Consider the following 14767-nt stretch of genomic DNA (forward strand, 5'->3'; position numbering starts at 1 on the left):
GATGCGCGTGCAGCGCATCCGTTTTTCTTTTTGTGAAATGACGGGAATCGTGTACAATTGTACAATAGACAGAACAGAATGTAAGGTGAGGATAATCGCGTATGAAAATAACAAATGCTGAATTTATTATTAGTGCTGTTGGATCTGCACAGTATCCAGATGACGGGTTCCCGGAGATTGGTCTGGCAGGCCGATCGAATGTAGGGAAGTCATCGTTAATCAATCGCATGATTATGCGCAAGAACTTGGCGCGTACAAGCTCGCAGCCGGGAAAGACACAGCAGTTGAACTACTATCGCATTAATGACAATATGTATTTCGTGGACGTGCCGGGATACGGGTATGCAAAGGTATCGAAGACGCAGCGCGCTGCGTGGGGACGCATGATTGAAGCGTACTTCCAAGAGCGTGAGACACTTCGCCTTGTGCTGCTGGTTGTTGATTTGCGCCATGCGCCTACAGCAGACGATTGCATGATGCATGACTGGCTTACGCATTACGGCGTCCCGGTATGTGTGGTTGCGACGAAGGCTGATAAAATATCGAGAAACCATCTTCCGAAGCATGTGAAGCAAGTTCGTACCACCCTTGGGTTGTCATCGGATGCTCCGTTTGTCATGTTCTCCGCGGAGACAGGACAAGGCCGTGAAGAGTTATGGGACATTATTAATCAGCATGCAAGCGTTAATTCGTAAGCATGTTGGATAAAAAGCGGGGTAGTTCCGGCCTCAGTCCGTTTTTTTGCGAAATGCACCATAAAATGGCGGCTCATGAACAGGAATTCATATTCTCCCTGTAGTATAATAAACATGTATAAATATTATATGTTGAATACAGGTAAGGAGAGTTTTTATGGCTCGGCGGTTAGCCACAGAGTATGTGAAAGCCAGTTTACAGTTAACGGAAGCTCAATTGACCCGATTTGTGCAATCGCTCGCGAAGCAATCTATTGTGGGGCGGGTGAAAGTATTAGAAAACGGTAATCAAGAGGTGGTTCTTGAGGACGGCCAGGGTGATGAGATCATATTCCTGTTCGAGAAACAAGGCAATCGGTATGTCTGTGTAACGTCTTGCCGCTTGGTTCATCCGAAATTGACACAAGTGATGCATAAGCTTGTGGCGACATTCCGTGGCGAAGCGGTAGTCAATCGGATTTTTGCGGGATTTACAATCACTTATTATTACGCAGATGGGGCTGTTCGCAAGATTGTAGAGCAGAAGGAAGAGCCTCGCGTTATTTTCGAGCATAAGGATACGGTACAGGACTTGCATAACATGTATCGTAACGAACATGTAGAAATACGAATTGCGAGTATTAAGGAGCGCATCAACAATTTGCTCGATAAGCGCAATCGAAGCCTGTCAGCAGATGAGGTTCAAGCTGTAGATCAGCAGCTAACAGCACTGGCAAAGCAATTGTTCATCTTGGAAGCCTGAGCGGCACTTGAATATGAAAGAACTTAAGGCGTATGCCTTAAGTTCTTTTTTTGTTCTACAGCGAATATTGGGCGGGCGTACTAGACACCTATTAGAGGCTTTCGCCATATAGTAGACAGGGAAAATGGAATAGTCAGGGGATAAGTGGATAAAAAAGTGTTGCATTTATGTGAGTAAGATGTTATTTTTAATCTCGTTGAAAACAATATAGGAACCAGGATTCACTCAGGACATTGCATGTTGCGAGAGATTTTTCCCTCGGGAAGTGAATGACGTAGGTCCTAGCGGATGAAATTATTTTTTCAAACATTTTATTCCTAGGAAGGGGGAACCGAAAGATGGAATACTCAACTTTCGGAAGACATGTTGCTGTTGACACGTGGGGAGTCGACTTCGATTTGCTGAACAATGCTCAATTGCTTGAAGCACAACTGGTAGAAGCCGCTGAAGCGTGTGGTGCAACGGTCTTGTCTGTTCAATCTAAACAGTTTGACCCACAAGGGGCAACAGTTCTAGTTATGTTGTCAGAAAGTCATCTTTCAATCCACACTTATCCTGAACGTGGATTTGCAGCAATCGATTGTTACACTTGCGGAGAAACAGTAGACCCGCAGCTAGCCATTGATTACCTGGTCTCTGTGTTGAAACCGGAGAAAACGTACGCGAAGAAACTTATTCGCGGATTAGGCGAATTGCAAGTGGTTACTCCGGATATGAAAGTATCCGAATTGGTATAAACGACAATAAAGTCCCGCTCATCCTCGTGCTTGGCACAGGGTGGAGCGGGCTTTTTTTATTCTTATAGAGAGTCAACCTCATAGCTCGGTTATTTGTCCACTTGTTGCTCCATAAGCTATATACATAATCATATATAGTAGGAGAATGCTGATGAGACCTAGACGATTTCGAGGCGGTATCGTATGGATGGTTGTGTTGTTCATGCTGTTAATATGGCCTTCCATTCAAGTGTACAACTTATTCTCTCCGAAGGCAGAAGCGTCCGATCCGCTTAAAATGCTGTACGAAGTAGCTCAATTTCAAACGAACCTGTTAAAAGGATCATTGCAGGAAGCGGCGCGATATGACTCGACAGAACCACTTCAAAAATTGAAGCTTGTTGCTTATTCAGCAGCATTTGCACATGAAAGACTGGTTCGTGCGGCAGGGAAGAAGCAGCTGCCAGAGCTGCCAAGTCTGAATAAGGTTGTAGAAACCATCACATTGATGCAGTTAAATGGCGATCGCCCATTAACGGACAGTGAGAAAGAGATGATCAGCATGAGCGCTGAGGCAATGACCCGACTCTATGACAGCTATGCGCTCGTCTATAACAGCAGCGGGGGATGGATCGCATCCAAGCGTGAAGAACTGGTTAGCGCAGACAAGGATTTGAAGGAAGTGCTGGAATCTTATTTTACACCGAAGTGAACTGGCAAAAAGTACATAAAAAAAGAATGACATTGGGGCGTTGCAATGATAGTATAAGGTGCAGTTAGCCCGTACAAACTAAAATTTGACATGCATTTCATAATATTTTCAAATTACGAACGAATGTTCTTGTTGATCTATGTTATAATGATTATCATCTGAGAATGTACTAAATTTTGAAAAGCAGGTGAAATGAATGCACATCATCGTCGTCGGCATGAACTATCGTACGGCGCCCGTAGAAATTCGGGAGAAGTTTGCGGTGCCCGAAAGTGATTGGCAAGAGGCGCTGAGACAATTGAGACAGACGAAGAGCGTGCTCGAATGCGTGATGGTGTCGACATGCAATCGCACAGAACTGTATGTGGTTGTCGACAGATTGCACATGTGCGGTCACTTCATCCGCAGCTTTATGGAGACGTGGTTCGGCATTTCCAGACAGCAATTTACACCGTACCTCTATATATATGAAGATGATCAGGCTGTCGAGCATTTGTTCCGGGTCAGCTGCGGCTTGGATTCCATGGTCATCGGCGAAACGCAAATTTTAGGCCAAATCCGTAATGCCTTCTTGTTCGCGCAAAATGAAGGGGTAACCGGGACGTGGCTGAATACAGTATTTAAGCAGGCGATAACACTCGCGAAGAGAGCACATGCCGAAACAAGCATTAACGAAAATGCGGTATCGGTCAGCTATGCCGCAGTGGAGCTTGGCAAGCGAATATTCGGATCGTTCCAAGGAAAGAAGGTGCTCATTCTAGGCGCAGGCAAAATGAGCGAGCTGACTGTGAAGCACTTATATGCCAACGGGGCTGCGGAGGTAATGGTGGCAAACCGTACCCTATCTCGCGCGGAAGAGCTGGCGAAGCAGTTTAACGGCCGGGCAGGTACGCTTGATGCGGCCGAACAGATGCTGGTTGAGGCTGATATTGTGATTAGCTCAACGGGTTCGAAGGAATATGTACTGACAGCGGATGATGTGAAGCGGGCGATGAGCAGGCGCAAATCTCGGTCGCTGTTCTTCATTGACATTGCCGTGCCGCGTGACTTGGATCCGGCGATTAGTGACGTGTCGAATGTATTCTTATATGATATCGATGATCTGCAAGGTATTGTGGAGAGCAATCTGGCACGTCGCCGCAAGGAAGCGGCGAAGATCGAAGCTTTCATCGCAGATGAACTCGAGGAGCATCGTCATTGGCTCAAAATGCTGGGTGTAACTCCGATGATTCGGTCTTTACAGTCCAAAGCAGAACGTATCCACCAGGATACGCTGCAAAGCTTGTTCAATAAGCTTCCCGCGCTGTCTGAACGGGAAGAAAAATTGATACGCCGTCTGACGAAGAGCATGTTGAACCAAATGATGCACGACCCAATTAATCAAATTAAAGAGCTCGCCGCTGAGAAAAATGGGGACGAGGCATTGCGGTTATTTTCGCAAATTTTCGCACTGGAGCAGCCAGAAGCAGGTGGCAAGGAGGAGCGAGGCAAGGAACAGCCCTCATCCCAAGTCACCGTGAATCGAAATACGGAACCCGAGCGGGGGAAGTCTGTGCTGTCTTGGGCAGCCGTCACATGGTAGAGGAAGAACAGGAGGCGGCAGGCATCGATGGTTACGAATAGTTGGATTTACGATGCGATTATCTACACATACGCCCTGAGCCTTCTGTTTTATTTTTCCGATGTGGTAGGAGTCAATCGGAAAGCGAAGCGGATGGGCGCAGGGCTTCTTACTTTTGTATGGGTACTTCAGACGATCTTCTTGATTGTAAGAATGGTGAGGCATCAGGATGTGCCCGTTTTTAGTAGTTTTGAATTTATGTTTTTGTTTTCATGGTTCCTCGTGACCGTATCCATTGTCATTAGCAGGTTCTTTCATATCGAATTTATCGTTTTTTTCGTCAATCTTATTGGGTTTGCCTTATTGCTCGTGAACATGCTTAACGACCCGACAATGCCTGCATCGATGAAGGAATGGGAGATGATGCGCAATTTGCTCTCTTTCCATATCTCGCTTGTAGCCTTTGGTTTCGCGGCCTTAACGATTAGTGCCGTATTCGCGGGCATGTATGTATTTCTCCATCATAAGTTGAAGGCTAAGCAATGGTCTGACGCGGTGCGGCGCTTGCCTAGTCTTGAACGAATTGAACGCTTTTCGTTTCTAGCTGTCGTAATTGGCATTCCGATGATTTTACTGTCGCTTTCCGTAGCAGTTGGGGCTATTCTGCTCGACAATCGTACGGAATTGCTGATTGATTTTAAGATATGGTTTACGTTATTAGCGCTTTTATTCTATGGCTCTTATATTGTGAAACGCTCACGAAATGATTCAACAGGATTTCGACTTTCTTTGTTGAATTTAGGATGTTATGCGGTAATGATGCTCAATTTCGCATTGAATTCATTGTCGACATTTCATCGCTGGATTGGAGTGTAGCGAATGGGAGATTCCCCTCTGTATCCGATTATGCTGAAGCTTGTTGGCAAGCCATGTACAGTGATTGGCGGCGGCAAGGTAGCTGCGCGCAAGGTTCGTCACTTGCTGGCGAGTGGTGCTGAAGTGAAAGTGGTCAGTCCCGTATTGACTGCAGAGCTGTGGCACTTTGTCCATGAAGGTAGCATTGTTCATATCGCAAGAGAGTATGAAGAGGGGGACGCCATTGGAGCACTGCTTGTGTTTGCTGCGACAGATCACTGTGAAGTGAATGAGCGAGTAGCTGAGGAAGCAAGGCGCTGTGGGGCGCTCATCAATATTGCTCATAGTCCGGAACAGAGTGACTTCGCCAATCCTGGGACGGTGCAGCACGGAGATGTTCATCTCGCTGTATCGACTGGCGGCGCTAGTCCAACCTTGACGAGAAGCATATTAGCCAAGCTGTCCAAGTTAATGGATGATGAGTTAGCGCAAGTAGCGGAGATGCTGCTGTACGCACGCAAGGTTTCGCATGATGTGCTGCCAGACACGGTAGATCGCCAGCGAGCAATGCGGCACTATGCAGAAGAATGCTGGCGGGCCTATGAATGTAATGTCACACTTCCCAAATGGGAGGACTGGGTCATGGCGTGGCTCGCAAATATCAATAAATGAATGAATACTATAGGCAAGCAGGAGGGGAACTAGATGCGTACTATCATTGTTGGGACAAGGCAGAGCGCCTTGGCATTGACGCAGACCGGGCATGTGATTGCGGCGTTGGAGACCATTTGCAAAGAGAACAATCTTCCGTTCCGATTCGAAATTAAGAAGATCGTAACGAAAGGAGATCGCATCCTGGACGTCACCTTGTCCAAGGTAGGCGGCAAAGGGTTGTTCGTGAAGGAGATTGAACAAGCGTTAATGGATAAGGAAGTGGATATCGCGGTTCATAGCATGAAGGACATGCCTTGGGAACTTCAGGATGGACTGACGGTTGGCGCTGTGCCCAAGCGGGAAGATCCAAGAGATTGCTTGATTATGAAGTTTGGCACCTCGATTGAGGATTTGCCTATAGGTGCGAAGGTAGGCACGAGCAGTCTGCGCAGAGCTTGTCAATTGCAGGCGCATAGACCGGATTTGCAGATCGAGCCATTGCGCGGCAATATTGATACACGGTTGAAGAAGCTAGAGACGGAAGGATTCGATGCAATCGTTCTTGCTGCAGCAGGACTTCATCGGATGGGATGGCAGGATCGTATCACATCCTATTTGCCGACAGAACTAAGTCTCCCCGCGGTAGGGCAAGGGGCATTAGGTATTGAATGCCGTGCAGATGATGTGGAAGTGTTGTCGCTGCTTGCGCGTTATCACGATGTAGATACTGCTCGTACCGTTCAGGCGGAGCGGGCTTTTTTAGGGCGCTTGAATGGCGGGTGCCAAGTGCCGATCGGAGCCTATGCAGAGCTTCATAAGGCAGATGACACGATACGCATGACTGGTCTTGTAGGCTCGGCTGAAGAGAATACGATACTGAGTGAAACTATGGAAGGTGGACATCCAGAGGAACTTGGCATTGCTGTTGCAGAGCGGCTGCTGGATCGAGGAGCGGAACAAATGCTATCCCAATTAAGGGGCTGATATGAATGAAACGGCATTCCTCTGAAATAGGTATTGTCTATCTGGTTGGCGCTGGGCCAGGTGATGTGGGATTGATTACGGTCAAAGGCATGAATTGTTTGCAGGAAGCAGATGTTGTTGTCTATGATCGTCTCTCTAGCCCTCAATTGCTCAGATATATGAAGCAAGGCGCTCGCAAAATCTATGTAGGCAAGCTGCCTGATCGACATGCGATGAAGCAGGCGGATATTAACCAACTGCTTGCTGATTTAGCTCAGGAAGGAAACAAGGTTGTTCGCTTAAAGGGTGGCGATCCTTGTGTGTTCGGTAGAGTGGGAGAAGAAGTAGCTGTACTGAAGCAGCATGGAGTTCCGTATGAGATCGTTCCGGGTGTCACCTCCGCTGTTGCGGTTCCTGCGTATGCGGGCATCCCTGTGACTCACAGGGACTACGCATCTTCCTTTTGTGTAGTGACTGGTCATGAGAACCCGGACAAGCTGGATGAGTTCATCGAGTGGGAGCAGATGACCCAATCTGCTGGAACTTTGCTGTTCCTTATGGGTATCGGCAAGCTGCGTGTAATAGCCGAACGATTGATGAGTCACGGGCGGGCAGCGGATACGCCTGTTGCATTAGTGCGCTGGGGAACAAGGGCTGAGCAGCGCACGCTCGTAGGGACTCTAGCGACGATCGCGGATGAAGCTGAGCGTGCTCACTTCGAGTCGCCGGCTGTCATTGTCGTGGGGGATGTCGTGAAGCTGCGAGAACAGCTAGCTTGGGCAGAAGAGCGGCCGCTGTTCGGTAAGAGAGTACTTGTCACGAGAAGTCGTTCGCAGGCTAGCGAGCTTGTTAAGGCCATTGAACAGCTTGGAGGGGAGACGTATGAATACCCGGTCATTGAGATGCGGGCGCCTGTCTCTCTTGGGAAACAACAAGCGATTCATCAGGCTTTTATCCATGCACAGCAATATCAATGGCTAGTTCTGACGAGTGTGAATGGCGTCAAGTATTGGTTCCAACACTTGCAGGAGCAAGGACAGGATATTCGCCAATGGGCGAATGTACGAATCGTAACGGTAGGCCCCAAGACTGCTGAAGCGCTTCGCGAATATGGAGTGCAGCCAGATGTATCTGCTGCTCAGTATAGCCAAGAAGGGGTATGGGATGCCCTTCGTCCATTAATCTCGCCAGAAGAGCGCGTGCTTCTTGCGCGGGGTGATCTGGCGCGCCCTTGGCTGAAGGAGATGCTGCAGCAGCATGGCCTGCTTGTGGATGAGGTCGATTTGTACGAGACTGTGCTGCCTGAGTACGATGATCCTTATTTAGTGGAATTGCTGGAAGAGAACGCGATTCATCTGATTACGTTTACAAGTTCCTCGACGGTTACGAACCTGATCGCCGCACTCGGACGCATGGGGGTTCCTGACCCTATAGCGAAGCTGAGTGGCGCTCAAGTGGTGTGCATCGGGGAGATTACAGCGCGCACGGCGCGTGATGCAGGCTTGCAGGTTGCTGCAGTCGCAGAACGATCTACCATTAGCAGTATGGTGGACGAAATGTGCAGACTTAGCAGTGCTGACAAGGCGCATATACACATTCAAGGAGGTTGCTAACATGGTATTTCCAACTACAAGATTACGCCGCCTACGGAAGACGGCAGCTCTCCGCAATATGGTTCGCGAGACTGTATTGACAGTCAATGACTTGATTATGCCTATATTTGTGACGCATGGTACAGGGATTAAGGAAGAGATTAGCTCCATGCCGGGAGTTTATCATTTCTCCCTTGACCGTATGGATGAAGAAATAGACGAAATTGCTCAATTGGGTATACCAGCTATTGTGCTGTTTGGTGTCCCAGCTTCGAAGGATGCTGTCGGAAGCTCTGCATTCGCCGCGGATGGAATCGTCCAACAAGCGACAAGACGAATTAAGGCGGCTCACCCTGACCTGCTTATTATTGCGGATACATGTCTATGCCAATATACCGATCATGGGCATTGTGGAATGGTTCATGTGCATGAAGTGAATGGATGCGAGGTAGGCGAGATTGATAATGACGAGTCGCTCGAGTACTTAGTGCGTACGGCGGTGTCTCAAGCAGAAGCGGGGGCTGATATTATAGCGCCATCCAATATGATGGATGGATTCGTGCATGCGATTCGTGCAGGTCTTGATGAGGCAGGTTATCATGATGTGCCGATCATGTCCTATTCGGTGAAGTATGCATCGGCATTCTATGGTCCATTCCGAGATGCGGCTCATTCCGCGCCTCAATTCGGTGATCGCAAGACTTATCAGATGGATCCTGCCAATGTGCGCGAAGCAATTCGTGAAGCAGAAGAGGACGTTCTGGAAGGCGCGGACATGCTTATGGTGAAGCCAGCCATGGCATACATGGATGTTATCCGTGTGATGAAGGATCAATTCGATTTGCCGCTAGTGGCTTACAATGTGAGCGGCGAGTATTCCATGGTGAAGGCAGCGAGCAAGCTTGGATGGGTTGATGAACGCGCTATTGTGAGCGAACTGCTGCTTGGTCTGAAGCGCGCGGGAACAGATATGATTATTACGTATCATGCAAAGGATGCTGCACGTTGGCTGTCTGAGCGGGCGTAACAATTGTTGCAGTGGGGCTTGATTAAAAGAAGCGACTTCTGTATAAATAGCAAACTCCCCGTGGCAAAGTTCGTTGAATGTGCCGACGGGGAGCTTGTCTACCCGATGTATGGAGCTAGCTAACGTAAGGACTCTGGAACAGTCGGGATACGTCCAGCGTGTATTCGGTCGGCTGCAGCGTCAGGATACGCTGATGCTCGAGATCACGAATCACTTGTTCTAATACGTTCCGATGTACGCCAGCAAGACCTGACATGGCATCAGCGTCGAAGGCGGCACGGATGTAGATTTTATCTCCGCGGCGCTCGCCTTGCTGCTGAGCGATGCGAACGATGTTCTTTACGATGCGGCTTGGTGCATCTAAGAACGTTAAGTCATAGACATATCCGTTCGTCGAGCGCAGTCGACCGCATAGTTGAATCATGACCTGCTTCGCAATATCGTAGTGGGCGCGCAGCAGTAAGTGGAAGCTCTCGGATGTGACGGTAAAGAGAACCGTATCCTCTAATGTCTCTGCTGTTGCAGAACGCGGCTTGCCATCAATAAGCGCAAGCTCGCCGAAGTTGTCGCCGCTCTGAAAGACAGAGAGGATCTTCTGCTGGCCTTTCTTGTTGGATGTGTATACTTTGACGGCACCGCGCAATACGATGCAGAATGTGTGCCCTGGATCTCCCTGCTGGAACAAGATCGTATGTGGGGCATACTCCCGGCGGGATGTGATGGACGATACGATTTCCAGCTGTTCATCAGTCAAATCAGAGAACAGTGGGACGCGTTTGAGCAATTCAATCATGACTTTCCCCTCTTTGCCAAGCCGATTTTTTATTAGTGTATCATAGAACAGAGGAATAAATAAGAAGGAGCAACCAACATGTCCGAAAAAAAATCTGGCCGTGTAGACACACGTTCGCAGGCAGCATTTGCAGAAGCAAAGAAATACATACCTGGCGGTGTGAACAGCCCTGTACGCGCATTCAAATCCGTCGGTCTGACACCCGCTTATATTGAACGGGCGGAAGGTTCCCGGCTGTATGATATCGATGGCAATGTATTCGTAGATTATGTATGCTCATGGGGGCCGCTAATTATGGGTCATGCGCATCCCGAAGTCGTGCGTGCGATCCAAGAGACGGCAGCGAAGGGGACAAGCTTCGGTGCGCCTACGGAGATCGAGACGGCTATGGCGAAACTGGTATGTGAGCGTGTACCTTCCGTAGACATCGTTCGTATGGTGAATTCCGGAACGGAAGCGACGATGAGTGCAATCCGATTGGCGCGCGGTATTACAAAGCGGAGTAAGATTGTGAAATTCGAGGGCTCCTACCATGGTCATGGAGACAGCCTGCTCATCAAGGCTGGTTCGGGTGTAGCGACATTGGGACTACCAGACAGCCCGGGAGTGCCTGAAGGGGTTGCCAGCAATACGATTGCGGTTCCGTATAATGATCTGGAAGCAGTGAAGCTGGCCTTTGATCGATATGGCGAAGATATTGCCTGTGTCATTGTAGAGCCGGTTGCAGGCAATATGGGGGTTGTACCGCCTCAGGAAGGGTTCTTGGAAGGCCTGCGGCATTTGACTGAGCAATATGGAAGTCTGCTTATTTTCGATGAGGTTATGACAGGATTCCGTGTGGGCTACAGCTGTGCGCAAGGGTTGTTTGGCGTCACACCGGACTTGACTTGCTTCGGCAAGGTTATCGGCGGTGGACTGCCAGTAGGTGCATACGGAGGCAAACGCGAGTACATGGAGCAAATTGCACCGAGTGGCCCGATCTATCAAGCAGGTACGCTTAGCGGCAACCCACTGGCGATGGCTGCCGGTTATACGACATTGTCTTTGCTTACGCCGGAGGTGTATGCGGAATTGGATCGTAAGGGTGCCAAGCTTGAGGCAGGCTTTATCCGCAATGCGCAAGAACTGGGAGTGCCGTGTACAATCAACCGTGTTGGCTCGATGGTATGCCCGTTCTTTACGAATGAGCCGGTAACGAATTTTGATACGGCTCGCACGTCCAATCAAGAGCTGTTCCGTACGTACTTTAAGTATTTACTCGATGAAGGGGTTAATGTAGCGCCTTCGCAATTCGAAGGGATGTTTGTGTCGGCGGCTCATACCGATGAGGACATTGAATTTACGATTCAAGCTAATTATGCTGCGCTAAAGAAATCAATCTAAGTACATGCAGGCTTGAATATAGGATGGAATGGTCGATCTATAGACATAAATAGGACGAATACGAGCCCGGCGATTCCGCGTTAGAAGTGGAGTGCCGGGCTTTGAAATGGATAGGAACGGAGGAGATGCGTCGTGACACGATATTGGAGACGCCAAGGAGAATGGATAGAATTCATGCCAGGCAAAGCAGCGCTTCAAGATGAACAATCTACACTGGCATGGCTGATTAGCGAGCTGCGTTTGCCAAAAAAATTCGTTCATAGAATGAATCATGCGGGAGATATTCGCACTGTAGGAGATAGGCTGCGTGTGAAATGGTTTGTTGCTGAATCGGATGCTTATGAGCCCGCTGACGCACCTGCCGAGGTGCTGTATGAAGATGATGCTTGCTTGGTTGTATATAAGCCTGCAGGTATGGCGGTTCATCCAACGACACCGGAGCAGGATAAGAGGAGGGATAGTCTTGCCCATGCTGTGGCATGCCACTATGTATGGACGGGGCAGGCTTCCAAGGTGCTGCATATACATCGCTTAGATGTTGATACAACCGGGCCGGTGCTGTATGCGAAGCAGCCGTGTACACAAGTGATTCTGGATGAGATGATGCGCGAGAAGATGATTGAGCGCATCTATCATGCGATTGTTCAGGGAACGCTGACGCCGGCTTCTGGAACGGTAGATGCGCCAATAGGGAAGGATCGTCATCATCGCGGCAAATATCGGGTAAGCGATAGCGGAGCTCCTGCGATTACCCACTATGAAACACTGCAGCCCGGCTCAGAACTGTCCCTCGTGCGCCTAACGCTGGAGACGGGTCGGACACATCAAATTCGGGTGCATATGAGTGCGAAGGGGCATCCGCTTGCGGGAGATACGCAATATGGGGGCGATGGCAAGCTCATTAGCAGACAAGCGCTTCATGGGGAGAGTTTGCGCTTCATCCATCCGCTGTCAGGAGAACAGATTGTTGTAGACGCCCCATGGCCTGAGGACATGTTGCGCTTGCGGCAAAAAATATAGTCATGCTCCTCTCTTTCCTCCCATATAGATGAAGTAGTGATACGAGTCTGACTTTGCGACTGTAGCTTAACATCGTTGCCATATCGCATGTACGCTGGTCACAAGGGAAGATGGCATATGAACTGCGGGAGGAGGAGCGGTCTGTGAACGAAGAATCATATGGATTGCGCTTTGATATTTATGAACGTGTGCACTTGTCCGACGAAGTGGTCGGCATTGATCAATTGGAAGAAGTGGAGTTGACACCGCACATTCAGGTCATTCCTGCTGGTGACCAGGTGACAGTTCGTGGCAGCTTGCTGCTGGCTGGGGCATATGTAGGTGCTGATGAACTGCGCAGCAGTCATTCGCTTGAGCATTGGATCCCTGTTGAAATCACACTCCCCTTAAATCGGGTGCGCAGCTTGGATGATATTTCGGTCGATATTGAGCACTTCGATGTAGACCTTTTATCAACACGTACATTAAATATTACAGGAATTTTATCGCTCCGCGGCATCTCAATGGAAAGTATAGAGCCAGCGGCTTGGGAGCCGGAGCAATTTACAGTTGTACATCAAACGGAGCTCGAGCACGATGGGGAAGAGCCAGCGTGGCTGCGTGACTACGGTACATATACACCGGCGTTCACGAAATCAGCAGAGCATGTGACTGAAGAAGTTGCAATTGAATCGGAAGGTGCAATTGAATCGGAAGTAGAAACAGAAGCCGATTATAGAGATTTCAGTCCTTTTAGGGCATCAGAGGAACAGGAGCAAGAAGAACAAACAGAAGAACAGGCAGAGGAACTGGTGGAGGAGCAGGCAGAAGAAGAGTTGGAAGAGAACTTCGATCGAGCTGCTGAAGACGTGGAGGTTCGCGAAGTCGAAGGGGAAAGGATGCTGCCTGCGCAAACCGATCATGATGCATTTGATGGAGATACTCCCCAATCTGAGCGTATTCCGCTCACATGGAGTGGTTCTCAGTGGGCCAGAGAGACGCGAGATGAGGAAGAGCGGTTAGAGGTTCAGAGTGCCGAGGGGCAAGGCGAAGCAGGGCGAGCGCCGGGCAGAGCAAGTGCTGCCACGGATAGCGCAGAACACGAGACAGAAGCGAAAATGACTCAGTTGGAGTCTCATTCATCGACCCTCTCAAATGAAGCAAATACGAATGAGCCTGTTGCGAGAAAGGAAAGTGTGCAATCCATCGAAGTAGATGCAGCTGTTCAATCAGAGGGTGAAGGTGAATCGCTCGCCTCGAATCAGGAAGTGGAGCGGGACGATATTGAAGCAGCTGCTCCATTGAATGAGCCGGAGGATGTTCCAGCAACTGCCAAGCAGGAGATGAAGGTTGCAATCGGCAAGTCGAAAGCGAGTGAGCCGGAAGCAGCGGAACCAGTTGGATTCAGTTCGTTGCTGCAGAAGAAGCGGGAGTCTCAAGAACTGGAACGTATCCAGAAGGAAGAAGAGGCAGCGCAGCTAGCAGCAATGAATGAGGAGACAACTGGTGAGGAAGTAAAGTGGCAGTCGCTATTCCTGCAGCGTATTGATGATGAGCGGGCTTTCAAGAAGGTGCGCTTGTGTATTGTGCAGCGTTCTGAAACACTCGATACAATTGCTGACCGCTATTGCATGAACTCGAGAGAAATTGCGCTCTACAACCGCTTAGCGGAATCGGATATATCCGAAGGGCAAGTTCTGTATATTCCCACCTCGTAACGATATCTCCACTTCCTAATAGATAGGCAAGAAACCCGTATGGCTCAATGAGCGACGGGTTTCTTTGTGTCTGCATGCAGTTGTACAAGAGTACAAGCTTTAATATACATCCCACAAAAATCCAATGAAGATGAGGAATAATACAAATAGCAAAAATACGTCAAATGCTGTTGGCAGAAGCAACGTGCGAACAAATTGCAAGCAAATGATGGGGAAAAGAACCCCTTTAATGGAACCTCGAACACGACACCACCACCGTTCCATGTAAAACACCTCCTATAGTACATGTTATGAAAAATGAAAAACAGGATATGACTAATAGTGCGAGTTCAAAAAGGCCGGTTTTCAGCACCGAAG

15 protein-coding genes are annotated in these 14767 nt (G+C 49.0%); 13 read left to right on the plus strand and 2 right to left on the minus strand.

Annotated elements, in window-relative coordinates:
• Positions 1 to 101 precede the first annotated feature (101 nt).
• The 10 genes from yihA (at position 102) to hemB (ending at position 9517) form a co-directional block, all read left to right on the plus strand.
• Positions 102 to 695, plus strand: a complete 594-nt coding sequence (yihA, locus tag BBG47_RS12855) for a ribosome biogenesis GTP-binding protein YihA/YsxC (RefSeq protein WP_021252330.1) — start codon at positions 102 to 104, stop codon at positions 693 to 695.
• 157 nt (positions 696 to 852) lie between these two features.
• Positions 853 to 1437 carry a non-ribosomal peptide synthetase module gene (locus BBG47_RS12860; protein ID WP_065292023.1) on the plus strand — a complete coding sequence of 195 codons (585 nt, stop codon included), beginning with the start codon at positions 853 to 855 and terminating at the stop codon, positions 1435 to 1437.
• 338 nt (positions 1438 to 1775) lie between these two features.
• Positions 1776 to 2174, plus strand: coding sequence for an adenosylmethionine decarboxylase (speD, locus tag BBG47_RS12865; RefSeq protein ID WP_021252328.1), 399 nt, complete (start codon positions 1776 to 1778; stop codon positions 2172 to 2174).
• A 151-nt stretch (positions 2175 to 2325) separates the two neighbouring features.
• A complete protein-coding gene (locus BBG47_RS12870) occupies positions 2326 to 2865 on the plus strand; it encodes an S-adenosylmethionine decarboxylase (protein ID WP_065292024.1) in 540 nt (179 codons plus the stop codon).
• A gap of 196 nt (positions 2866 to 3061) precedes the next feature.
• Positions 3062 to 4447, plus strand: a complete 1386-nt coding sequence (hemA, locus tag BBG47_RS12875; protein WP_065292025.1) for a glutamyl-tRNA reductase — start codon at positions 3062 to 3064, stop codon at positions 4445 to 4447.
• A gap of 27 nt (positions 4448 to 4474) precedes the next feature.
• Complete coding sequence (ccsA, locus tag BBG47_RS12880) at positions 4475 to 5302, plus strand: cytochrome c biogenesis protein CcsA (protein ID WP_065292026.1); 828 nt, start codon at positions 4475 to 4477, stop codon at positions 5300 to 5302.
• Between the two features lie 3 nt (positions 5303 to 5305).
• Positions 5306 to 5953, plus strand: a complete 648-nt coding sequence (locus BBG47_RS12885; protein WP_065292027.1) for a precorrin-2 dehydrogenase/sirohydrochlorin ferrochelatase family protein — start codon at positions 5306 to 5308, stop codon at positions 5951 to 5953.
• 33 nt (positions 5954 to 5986) lie between these two features.
• On the plus strand, positions 5987 to 6919 hold the full coding sequence (gene hemC / locus BBG47_RS12890; protein ID WP_065292028.1) for a hydroxymethylbilane synthase: 933 nt from the start codon (positions 5987 to 5989) through the stop codon (positions 6917 to 6919).
• A gap of 5 nt (positions 6920 to 6924) precedes the next feature.
• A complete protein-coding gene (cobA, locus tag BBG47_RS12895) occupies positions 6925 to 8511 on the plus strand; it encodes a uroporphyrinogen-III C-methyltransferase (RefSeq protein WP_065292029.1) in 1587 nt (528 codons plus the stop codon).
• A 1-nt stretch (position 8512) separates the two neighbouring features.
• The gene (hemB, locus tag BBG47_RS12900) at positions 8513 to 9517 is read left to right on the plus strand and encodes a porphobilinogen synthase (protein ID WP_065292030.1); all 1005 of its coding nucleotides are present in this window, start codon (positions 8513 to 8515) and stop codon (positions 9515 to 9517) included.
• A 115-nt stretch (positions 9518 to 9632) separates the two neighbouring features.
• Here hemB and BBG47_RS12905 read toward each other — a convergent pair whose 3' ends face one another.
• Positions 9633 to 10310, minus strand: coding sequence for a Crp/Fnr family transcriptional regulator (locus BBG47_RS12905; protein ID WP_065292031.1), 678 nt, complete (start codon positions 10308 to 10310; stop codon positions 9633 to 9635).
• A gap of 78 nt (positions 10311 to 10388) precedes the next feature.
• Between BBG47_RS12905 and hemL the strand changes: the two genes are divergently transcribed.
• The 3 genes from hemL (at position 10389) to BBG47_RS12920 (ending at position 14410) form a co-directional block, all read left to right on the plus strand.
• Positions 10389 to 11693 carry a glutamate-1-semialdehyde 2,1-aminomutase gene (gene hemL / locus BBG47_RS12910; protein ID WP_065292032.1) on the plus strand — a complete coding sequence of 435 codons (1305 nt, stop codon included), beginning with the start codon at positions 10389 to 10391 and terminating at the stop codon, positions 11691 to 11693.
• A 132-nt stretch (positions 11694 to 11825) separates the two neighbouring features.
• The gene (locus BBG47_RS12915) at positions 11826 to 12713 is read left to right on the plus strand and encodes an RluA family pseudouridine synthase (RefSeq protein ID WP_094183162.1); all 888 of its coding nucleotides are present in this window, start codon (positions 11826 to 11828) and stop codon (positions 12711 to 12713) included.
• Positions 12714 to 12856: 143 nt separating this feature from the next.
• Complete coding sequence (locus BBG47_RS12920; protein WP_065292033.1) at positions 12857 to 14410, plus strand: LysM peptidoglycan-binding domain-containing protein; 1554 nt, start codon at positions 12857 to 12859, stop codon at positions 14408 to 14410.
• 99 nt (positions 14411 to 14509) lie between these two features.
• On the opposite strand, the gene BBG47_RS29920 is transcribed toward BBG47_RS12920, so the two are convergent.
• Positions 14510 to 14674: a hypothetical protein gene (locus tag BBG47_RS29920; protein WP_162833933.1), complete on the minus strand. Its 165-nt coding sequence runs from the start codon at positions 14672 to 14674 to the stop codon at positions 14510 to 14512.
• Between the last annotated feature and the right edge of the window lie 93 nt (positions 14675 to 14767).

Origin of the sequence: Paenibacillus sp. KS1 (assembly GCF_001680695.1) — a bacterium.
GTDB classification, from domain to species: domain Bacteria; phylum Bacillota; class Bacilli; order Paenibacillales; family Paenibacillaceae; genus Paenibacillus_B; species Paenibacillus_B suaedae.